General features: G+C 70.5%; 7 protein-coding genes. 4 read left to right on the forward strand and 3 right to left on the reverse strand.

Going from position 1 to position 9,503, the window contains the following annotated elements; all coding sequences use genetic code 11:
• Positions 1 to 188: 188 nt before the first annotated feature.
• The 4 genes from C4313_RS04380 to meaB all read left to right on the forward strand — a co-directional run bounded on the left by C4313_RS04380 (position 189) and on the right by meaB (position 6,436).
• The gene (locus C4313_RS04380) at positions 189 to 3,956 is read left to right on the forward strand and encodes a DNA polymerase III subunit alpha (RefSeq protein WP_352428657.1); all 3,768 of its coding nucleotides are present in this window, start codon (positions 189 to 191) and stop codon (positions 3,954 to 3,956) included.
• 43 nt (positions 3,957 to 3,999) lie between these two features.
• Positions 4,000 to 4,584, forward strand: a complete 585-nt coding sequence (locus tag C4313_RS04385; protein ID WP_352428658.1) for a glycerol-3-phosphate acyltransferase — start codon at positions 4,000 to 4,002, stop codon at positions 4,582 to 4,584.
• 396 nt (positions 4,585 to 4,980) lie between these two features.
• Positions 4,981 to 5,418, forward strand: coding sequence for a cobalamin B12-binding domain-containing protein (locus C4313_RS04390; RefSeq protein WP_352428659.1), 438 nt, complete (start codon positions 4,981 to 4,983; stop codon positions 5,416 to 5,418).
• Between the two features lie 13 nt (positions 5,419 to 5,431).
• The gene (gene meaB, locus C4313_RS04395; RefSeq protein WP_352428660.1) at positions 5,432 to 6,436 is read left to right on the forward strand and encodes a methylmalonyl Co-A mutase-associated GTPase MeaB; all 1,005 of its coding nucleotides are present in this window, start codon (positions 5,432 to 5,434) and stop codon (positions 6,434 to 6,436) included.
• 11 nt (positions 6,437 to 6,447) lie between these two features.
• On the opposite strand, the gene C4313_RS04400 is transcribed toward meaB, so the two are convergent.
• From C4313_RS04400 to C4313_RS04410, 3 genes are all read right to left on the reverse strand, one after another.
• Positions 6,448 to 7,293, reverse strand: a complete 846-nt coding sequence (locus C4313_RS04400) for a hypothetical protein (protein WP_352428661.1) — start codon at positions 7,291 to 7,293, stop codon at positions 6,448 to 6,450.
• A 49-nt stretch (positions 7,294 to 7,342) separates the two neighbouring features.
• Complete coding sequence (locus tag C4313_RS04405; RefSeq protein WP_352428662.1) at positions 7,343 to 8,377, reverse strand: CAP domain-containing protein; 1,035 nt, start codon at positions 8,375 to 8,377, stop codon at positions 7,343 to 7,345.
• A gap of 30 nt (positions 8,378 to 8,407) precedes the next feature.
• The coding region (locus C4313_RS04410) for a hypothetical protein (RefSeq protein WP_503012445.1) at positions 8,408 to 9,503 on the reverse strand (1,096 nt) is incomplete at its 5' end.

A 9,503-nucleotide genomic window follows, 5' to 3' on the forward strand; every position in this document is an offset into this window, starting at 1 on the left:
GAGGGTTGTCATCTTTTTGCCGTGAGGTTCCGCCGGGCGGGGCCCCATCCCGGGCGGCCGTGCGGCGCCGGGGGTGGGGTCGGCCGGGGCCCGCTCAGGTTAAAGCGAACCGCAAAGGTTCTCGGGAGGGCATGGAGGGTGGTATATATGACTCAGAGCGCCCCCTGGCCCCTGGGGAGGATCCCCGGATGCGGATCGGGATCGCGAGAGGTGGCCCGATGCCCTTCGTCCATCTGCACGTCCACAGCGAGTATTCGCTGCTCGACGGCCTCAGCCGGCTGGAGGATCTGGTCCATCGGGCGGCGGAGATGGGCATGCCTGCCCTCGCCCTGACGGACCATGGGGTCCTCTATGGGGCGGTGGCCTTCTACCAGAAGGCCCTGGAGGCCGGGATCCGGCCCATCCTGGGGATGGAGGCTTACGTGGCCCGGCGCACCCTCCAGGACCGGGAGCCGGACGACCGGAGCCTCTACCACCTCACCCTGTTGGCGATGGACGAAACGGGATGGCGCAACCTCATCCGTCTGGCCACCCTCGCCCAGTTGGAGGGCTTCTATTACAAGCCCCGCATCGACAAGGCCGCCCTGGAGCGCCACGGGGAGGGCCTGATCGTGCTCTCCGGCTGTCCTTCCGCTGAGATCCCCCGGCTGCTGGCCCAGGGGCGGACGGAGGAGGCGGAGGCGGCCGCGGCCTGGTTCGCCGAGCGCTTCCCGGGCCGCTTCTTCCTGGAGCTGCAATCCCACCCGGGCGTCCCGGAACTGGACACCATCAACCGGGGCTTGGTGGCCATCGCCCGGCGCCTGGGGCTTCCCCTGGTGGCCACCAACGACGTCCACTACGTCCGCCCCGAGGAGGCCACCCTCCAGGACGTGTTGCTCTGCATCCAGACGGGGAAACGCCTCCGGGAGCCCGGGCGGATGCGGATGAGCGACAACACCTACTACCTGCGTTCCCCGGCCGAGATGCAGGCCCTCTTCGCCGAGGTCCCGGAGGCGGTGCGCAACACCCTCCACGTGGCCGAGATGTGCGAACTGACCCTGGAGCTGGGGAAGCACCGTCTGCCCCGCTTCGACCCGCCCCCCGGCTTCCCGGACCCCGTGGCCTACCTGCGGCATCTGGCGGAGGAGGGGTTCCGGGCGCGCTTCCCCCAGCCCCGCCCCGGCTATCGCGAGCGCCTGGAGTATGAACTGGACATCATCCACCGCATGGGGTTCGATGCATATTTCCTTATCGTATGGGACTTGATCCGCTACGCCCGGGAGCGGGGGATCTGGTGGAACGTGCGGGGCTCGGGGGCGGGGAGCCTGGTGGCTTACTGCCTGGGGATCACCCGGGTGGACCCCATCGAACTGGACCTGATCTTCGAGCGCTTCCTGAACCCGGCCCGCGTCTCCATGCCCGACATCGACATCGACTTCCCGGACGACCGGCGGGACGAGATGATCCGATACGCGGTGAGCCGGTATGGGGCCGACCGGGTGGCCCAGATCATCACCTTCGGGACCATGAAGGCCCGCGCGGCGGTGCGGGATGTGGGCCGCGCCCTGGACCTGCCGCTGCCCGAGGTGGACCGGGTGGCCCGCCTGATCCCCGCCGTCCCCGGGAAGGAGGTCTCCATCCGGGACCTTCTGGATCCATCCAACGAGGAGGGGCGGGAGCTCCGCCGCCTGTATGCGGAGAAAGATTACATCCGGGAGCTGTTGGATCTGGCCATGCAACTGGAGGGGACGGTGCGCCACGCCGGCACCCACGCCGCCGGGGTGGTGATCGCCGACCGCCCCCTGGTGGATTATGTGCCGCTGCACCGGCCCACCGGCCTCAAGGGGGAGCCGAACGGCGAGGGGAACGGTGAGGAGGCCCTCCTGCCGGTGACCCAGTTCGACATGGGGGCCTTGGAGGCCCTGGGGCTGCTGAAGATCGACTTCCTGGGCCTCTCCACCCTTACGGTGATGCGGGAGACCTGCGACCTGGTGGCCCGCCGTCACGGCCTCCGGCTGGACCTGGAGACCATCCCCACGGACGCGCCGGAGGCCTACGACCTCCTGGGCCGGGGCGAGACGGTGGGGGTCTTCCAGGTGGAGGGGCGGGGGTTCAGCCGGATGATGCGGGACCTCAAGCCCCAGGCCTTCACCCACGTGATGGACGCGCTGGCCCTCTATCGGCCCGGGCCGCTGGAGTATATCCCCAACTACATCCGCCGGATGCGCGGCCAGGAGCCCATCGTCTTCCGCCATCCTCGCCTGGAGCCCATCCTCCGGCGCACCATGGGCATCCTGGTCTACCAGGAGCAGATCATGCGGGTGGCCATCGACCTGGCCGGCTACACCCCCTCCGAGGCCGATGAGTTGCGCAAGGTGGTGGCCAAGAAGAAGGGGGAGGCCTTCCCCCGCCAGCGGGCCAAGTTCCTCGAGGGCTGCGTCCGCAACGGCATCCCCCCCGAGGTCGCCGAGGCCATCTGGGGGGACATCGAGTTCTTCGCCCGCTACGGCTTCAACGCCGCCCACGCCGCCTCCTACGCCGTCATCACCGTGCAGACCGCCTACCTCAAGGCGAAATACCCGATGGAGTATCTCTGCGCGCTGATGACGGTGGACCGCGACAAGACGGAGAAGATCGGCCTCTACGTGGCCGAGTGCCGCCGCATGGGGATCCCGGTGCTGCCGCCGGACCTGAACCACAGCGAGGTCACCTTCACCATCGAGCGGACCCCCGACGGCCGGGAGGGGATCCGGTTCGGGCTGGCGGCGGTGAAGAATGTGGGCGAGGGGGCGGTGGCCCGCATCCTGGCCGCCCGCCGGGAGGGCGGCCCCTTCCGGGACCTGGACGACCTGGCCCGCCGGGTAGATCTGAAGGAGGTGGGGCGGCGGGCCCTGGAGTCCCTGATCAAAGTGGGGGCCCTGCGGGCCTTCGGCAACCGGGCCCAACTGCTGGAGGCCCTGGACCGCCTGATGGAGGCCAGCGCCCGCTATCACCGCGAGCGCCAGCAGGGGATGCTCAGCCTCTTCGAACTGGCCGATCTGGGCGCGACGCTGGAGGCCGCCTCCTTGGTCGGCCCCCTCCCCGAAGTCCCCGAGGTGGAGGAGCGCCAGATCCTGGAGTGGGAGAAGGACCTGGTCGGCGCCTATCTCTCAGAGACCCCCTTGATCCGCCGCTGGCCGGACCTCCAGCCCTTCATCACCCACACCACCTCGGAGCTGCGCGAGGAGGTGGGGGCCCAGACGGTGAAACTGGCCGGGATGGTGCGGGCGGTCCGGACCGCCGCGACGCGCTCGGGGGAGACAATGGCTTACGTGACCCTGGAGGATATCCACGGCGGGGTGGAGGTGGTGATCTTCCCCCGCCTGTGGAAGCAGAAGGGCCCTCTGGTCCGCCCGGACGCCCTTCTGATCGTGGTCGGGAAGGCGGAGATCGGCGGGCGGGAGCCGCGGGTGGTGGCGGAGGATCTGCGGGACCCGGAGGCCCTCGCCCGGCCGGCCGAGGAGGCCCTGCCCGAGGACAGCGCGGGCCTTCCGGAGCCTGTGGGCACCGCCGCCCTGGAGGACGGACCGCCCTCCGCCGTCGAACCCCCGCCGGCGCCCGCGGGGTCACCCGGTTCGGGAGGACCGTCCGCGTCCGAGGCGGTGGGCCCCGGGGAGATCCCGCCGGCGGATCCGGAGGGGGCCAGAGGCCCGGCGACGCCCGAGGCCCCCGGGCGGGCCCCGCGGCACATCGTGGTTTACCTCTATCGTACCGATCGCTTGGAGGAGGACCTCCGCCGGCTGCATGAGGTCCATCGCCTGCTCACCGAGCGGCCGGGGGCCGATCCCTTCAGCGTGGTGGTGGTTTACCCCGACCGGCGGCAGGTCCGCCTGCGCTTCCCGAACGACCGCACCACCTACTCCCCGGATCTCCTGGCCCGCCTGGAGAGCCTCCTGGGCCCCAACTCCGTCCGGGTGCTGCCGCTGGAGCCGGCGTGAGGCGGTAAAATCGAGGCCGACGCGGAGCGGATCCGGAGGGGGGATGGAGCCCTGGGTGGTGCTGGGAGCTTATCTGATCGGCTCGATCCTGCCGTCGGAGATCTTCGTGCGGCGGCGGACCGGGCGCTCGCCCCACGATTTCCAGGACAACCCGGGGGGCGGGGGGGCCTGGCGGCTGGCCGGCCCCGCCGGTCTGATCACCATCCTGTTCGATCTGGGCAAGGGGGCGATCCCCACCGCCATCGCCCTGCGGGCGGGCTTCTCCCCACCATGGCTGATCGCCGCTGCCGTTGCCCCCGTCGTGGGCCACGCCTGGCCTTTTTATAAGGTGATCCGCCTGGATCGGGGCGGGCGGGGCCTGGGGCCGGCCACGGGGGCGCTGTTCGCCCTGGCGTTCCGGGAGGTGGTCCCCGCGTATGTCCTCGGGGCGCTGGCGGCCTATCGCTTCCGCTGGCTGCCCAGCGTGGGGATCGTGGCCTTCCCCCTCGGCCTCCTCCTGATGATCCTCGGACGGGTCCCCCCGGAGCGCCTGGCGGCGGCGCTGGCGGTGATGCTGGTGGTGCTGCTGCGCAATGGGAACCTGTTGTGGACGGTGGCGCGCACCCGGGGGACAGTGCGGCCCCACTAGGTAGGGGCACAGCTCCGGCCTGGGAGACGTGGCCGGCAGGCTTCTTCGAGATGCATGTGGACCTGAGCCTCGAGGTATATCCGAGCCAGACGGAAGCGGAGGCGGGGATCAACGTCGCCGGGGCTGTCTTCCGCCGCCTGTCGGAGGTCCGAGCGGGAGACCGCGTGGAGATCTACGGGCGGGATCGGAGAGCGGTCTACGTTGTCATCGAGCGCCACATCCTGCCGGAGCGCGGCCAGCCCCTGGCGGTCCGGCGGGCCAACGCCCGGTGGATCGGGAGGACAGGGGAGCCCCGCCTGACCCGGGTCGGTTGCTGCCCCCCCTGGAGCAACTCTCACCGCTGCGGGCGATGGAGTAAAATGAGAGCGAACGTTCGATCCGGGGGTGGGAGCCGCGATGGGGCGCAAGATCCGGGTCCTGATCGCCAAGCCGGGGCTGGACGGGCATGACCGGGGGGCGAAGGTGATCGCCCGGGCCCTGCGGGATGCGGGGTTCGAGGTGATCTACACCGGGCTGCGGCAGACGCCAGAGATGATCGCCGAGGCCGCCCTGCAGGAGGATGTGGATGTGGTGGGCCTCTCGATCCTCTCCGGGGCCCACATGACCCTGCTCCCCCGGGTGGTGGAGGAACTGCGGAAGCGGGGCCTGGACGACGTGCTGGTGATCGCGGGGGGGGTCATCCCCGAGGAGGACGTCCCCGCCTTGAAGGCGGCTGGCATCCGGGAGGTCTTCGGCCCGGGGACCAGCACCGAGGCCATCGTGCAGTATCTGTGCGATTACTTCGGGATCACGCCGGAGGACCTAAAGGCCGCCGGCCAGCCGGTGACTCCCTGATCGAGGTGGCCCGATGCAGGATCCGGTCTCCCTCTTCGAGCGGGCGCGGGCGGGGGACCGCCGGACCCTGGCCCGGCTGATCACCCTCCTGGAGGAAGGCGGCGAGGCGGCCGCGCGGGTGGGGGCGTATCTGTTCCCCTACACGGGCCAGGCCTACGTGATCGGGATCACCGGTCCGCCGGGGTCCGGCAAGAGCACCCTGGTGAACGCCCTGGCCCGGGCCTACCGGGAGCGCGGCGAGACGGTGGGGATCGTGGCCGTGGATCCCAGCAGCCCCTTCACCGGCGGCGCCCTGTTGGGCGATCGGGTCCGGATGCAGGACGTGGCGGGGGACCCGGGCGTTTTCATCCGAAGCATGGCCACCCGGGGCAGCCTGGGCGGGCTGGCCCGGGCGACCGGCGAGGTGGTCCGGGCGCTGGACGCGGTGGGCTTCCGCTGCATTCTGGTGGAGACGGTGGGGGCCGGGCAGGTGGAGGTGGACATCGCCCGCGCGGCGGACACGGTGGTGGTGGTGCAGGCGCCGGGCCTGGGCGATGACATCCAGGCCATCAAGGCGGGCATCCTGGAGATCGCCGACATCCTGGTGGTCAACAAGGCCGACCGAGAAGGGGCGGCCGCGACCGTCCACATCCTGCGCTCCATGCTCTCCCTGGGCGGCCCCGCCCTGATCCGTCACCACGGCCAGCAGATGGTGGTGCAGGGCGTGGCCCCCACGGCCTCCGGGTGGACCCCGCCGATCCTGCAGACGGTGGCCACGGCCGGGAAGGGGATCCCGGAACTGATGGAAGCCATCGAGGCCCACCGGGCCTATCTGGAGCGGAGCGGAGAGGGAGAGAGCCGCCGGCGCCGCCGCATGGCCGAGGAGCTCTCCCAGCGGGTCCGCGAGCGCCTGTGGGCCGACGTGGTGCGCCGGGTGGGGCGCGCCCGCCTGGACGGCCTGGTGGAACAACTGGCCCGCCGGGAGATCGATCCCTACACGGCGGTGGAGCGGCTGCTGGCAGAGCTCCGGAACGGGTAGCCGATCGGCCCTCAGCGCTGCCACCAGTCCTTGTCGGAGCGGGGATCCATAAAGGCGTTGTTGTCCCGGATCCCCACATCGATCTGGGCGCCCTTGGCCCGCCCGAGGGGCTGCCCGCCGCGCAGGGCCGGCAGTTGCGTGCGCCCCCGCGCGTTCCATTCCTGATACAGGCGCAACAACGAGGGCTCCACGCAGATCCCCGTGATGTAGAGGGTGTAGCCCCGGGCGGTGCTGTCTTCCCCCGTGTATTTCAGGGTGATCTGATCCGCGTCGGCGTAGAGGACCAGGGCCTGGAACCCGTTCTCGATGCTGATGTAGTAGCGGCTGTCCGGAAGATGGATGACCTCGCCGGGAGTCACCGCGAAGCCAGCCACGGAGACGGGCGGCCAACCGGGCGGCGGGGGCAGCCGCTGGTGTTGGGACCAGTCCCACCCGTTGTTCTTGTAGACGTCCCGGAAGACGGGGATGCGGTGATCGGCGAACAGGAACCGGAACTGGGGGGCTCTGGGGTCAGAGCCGCCATCGTAGGGCACCAACCCTTTGTATTCATTGACCGCGACGTATCCGAGCAGGAGCAGGTTGTAGTCGGGGTTGTCGGCCACGTTGAAGGAGACGGGGTGGATGACCGGGAAGGTGTTGTAAGAGACCCCCGGGATCGGATCGCAGACGCCCCGGGAGACCAAGGGGAGATAGATTCGGTAAGTCGCCATCGGGGCGAGGTCGGCACCGGCGGCGATGGCGGGGGCCGGGGTGGAGAAGGGCGTCGCCTCCGCCTCCCCGGCTCTCGGCCGCGCCAGCCCGCTCAGCAACCCCCATCCCATCAGGGCGATCAGTCCCCCGCGGATGAGCCCTCCCATCATCGCGCTTTCCTCCGGGTGGAGACCGGTGGGCGTGCCGCCTGCCTCGCTATCGGATCTCGATCGGGGCGGGCCCCTCCGCCCCCGCGGCGCCCGCTGTGGCAGCCACCGAGAAGGTCCACGTGTAGGTTTGTCCGTTGATGGTGAGGGAGACGGTGTAGCGCGTTCCCGGCGGCAGCGGCTCCCGCGGGATCACCACCACGGCGTCCCGGCTGTCCAGGACGGCCCGGCCGAGCCATTGCTGGTAGGGGTCCGGATGGGTGAAGGTGGTTTCATCGAAGACGCAGTGGTCCACCGGGGAGCCGTCCCGCAGAAGCCGGTGGTCGGTCACGGTGGGGGTGATTTCCCCGGTGCCCAACAGCAACAAGATGGGGAGTCCCGCGGGTTGGGCGTAGCCGCAGTGGGCCAGGGGATCCGGATACTCACCCCACTCATAGAAGGCCCGTAGGAAGGTGGTGGCCCCGTCGCCCGGCCAGCGGATGGGGAAGCGGATCCCGTCGAGGGAATCCCGCCAGCCCCGCAGCACATCCAGGGCGGCGCCCATCTGCAAGCCGCCGTCCGCCTCCCGATAGGACCCGTAGCCCACGCGGGCCAGGCGGGGATCCAGCATCCCCACTGCGTGGAAGGGGACCCGCATCCAGACGTCGATGGCAACGGTGTCGGGGACGGTCGCATCGGTGCTGGCCATCAGGTTGGCGTTGCGGGCGCAGGCATCCCCCTCCGGGGTATACCATGGGTTCCCTGGGTCTTCGCTGTGGCCGATGACGTCGTTCTTCACCATATAGCGGGCGTGCTTTCCGCAGCCGTCACTCAAGGAGAGGTCCTCCGTCACCGGCGGCAGGCTGGCCATGGCCCGATAGGCGTTCAGACGAGAAAGCCATGGGGCCGGGGGTGCCTCCGGCGCCCGGAGCACCAGTGGGAGGAAGACCAAGAAGGGGGGCGTGGTCGCCGCCGAAACCGGTGGAGCCTCCCCCACTGTGACCGCCGGCGCGCCCCATCGGGGGCGCGCCGATGCTCCCAGGAAGCCCCCCCACAGGCCGACCAGCGCCAACCCGAGCCCCATCCCCCGTGCCCATCTGCCCATCGGTCCCTCCGGTTTGAGGTTGGTTTCATTTTACCGGGTGGGGGTCGATAAAGCAAGGGTTTGCTCCAGGCGTTGGGGACAGGGGCGAAGGGGCAAGGTCACGAAGGCGGTGGGGCCGGAGGGTAAGGGGATCGGGAGGCGTTCCCCTGTTTTCCAGTTATAGAGGGCCACCCGCACGGCGGTCAGGGGGGTCCCTGAGACCAGGGGCAGAGTCCGGAGGTCGGGCAGCGGCTCCCCCTCCGGGATCTGATCGAAGGGGATGGATCCCCCCCAGGGTGGCCCATCGGCCTGGACGATCGGCCGGCCCTCGGCATCCAGCCCGTGGAGGGCCGCCGAGAGGTCGGGGGCGATCGGTCCCCTGTGGACCCACTCTAGCAGCACGAGGAGCCGGCCGGGGCATCGGAAGGCGGCGCCCCGGGCCAGAAGGGGGCCTTCCGCAAAGGGGATCCCGAGGTCGGGGAGGGCGGCCCGGAGGTCGGAGAGGAGCACCTGGGTGTGGGGTCCTTGGGCCGCATACACCGTGAAGGCCACCAGTTCCGCTCGGGCGATCCGCCGGGCCAGTTCCGGAGGCGGGAGGGGTGGGCCGGCCGGGTGGAAATCGTAACCCTCCGGTCGGTTGAAGGGGACGTCGATGGCGGCCATCTCCACCTGGGGGCGGGCTGGGGTGTTGGCGAGGAACAGCATGCCCGGCAGCAGGTGGCTGCCGAAGATCAGCGCCCCCTCCGATCCCATCGGGAAGATCCGTTGGCGGTCGGCCATCCACTCGGGGAAGTTGATCAGCAGAGCGGTCCGGGGGGCGGTCCACCGGGCGGCCGCGATCAGGGCCCGGAGAGGCTCCAGGGCCCGCGTGTGGAGGTCCACCTGTCGCTGGATCATTCCCCCGGCGGCGATGAGGGCCCCGATGAGGGCCAGCTGTTGCAGGCGCCGAAAGGCCCGGCGGGTCTGGGAGGCGGAGGAGAGCCATGCCCCCCAAAGGAGGGCGGCGCCGGTGGTCGCCAAGTAAAGAAGGCGCGGTCCGTGGAGGAAGTAGTCTGTGGGCAACAGCAGCCCCGCCGGCAGTGCCCCCAAGCCGAACAGGGCCAGGCCGCCCCAAAGGGCTCGGGCCTGCCCCTGCCGTCCCCGGACC

Origin of the sequence: Thermoflexus sp., from assembly GCF_040289485.1 — a bacterium.
In the GTDB taxonomy this organism is placed as follows: domain Bacteria; phylum Chloroflexota; class Anaerolineae; order Thermoflexales; family Thermoflexaceae; genus Thermoflexus.

Coding starts and splice junctions, on each gene's coding strand:
- C4313_RS04380 (WP_352428657.1), top strand. CDS start 189: ATGCGGATCGGGATCGCGAGAGGTGGCCCGATGCCCTTCGTCCATCTG.
- C4313_RS04385 (WP_352428658.1), top strand. CDS start 4,000: ATGGAGCCCTGGGTGGTGCTGGGAGCTTATCTGATCGGCTCGATCCTG.
- C4313_RS04390 (WP_352428659.1), top strand. CDS start 4,981: ATGGGGCGCAAGATCCGGGTCCTGATCGCCAAGCCGGGGCTGGACGGG.
- meaB (WP_352428660.1), top strand. CDS start 5,432: ATGCAGGATCCGGTCTCCCTCTTCGAGCGGGCGCGGGCGGGGGACCGC.
- C4313_RS04400 (WP_352428661.1), bottom strand. CDS start 7,293: ATGGGAGGGCTCATCCGCGGGGGACTGATCGCCCTGATGGGATGGGGG.
- C4313_RS04405 (WP_352428662.1), bottom strand. CDS start 8,377: ATGGGCAGATGGGCACGGGGGATGGGGCTCGGGTTGGCGCTGGTCGGC.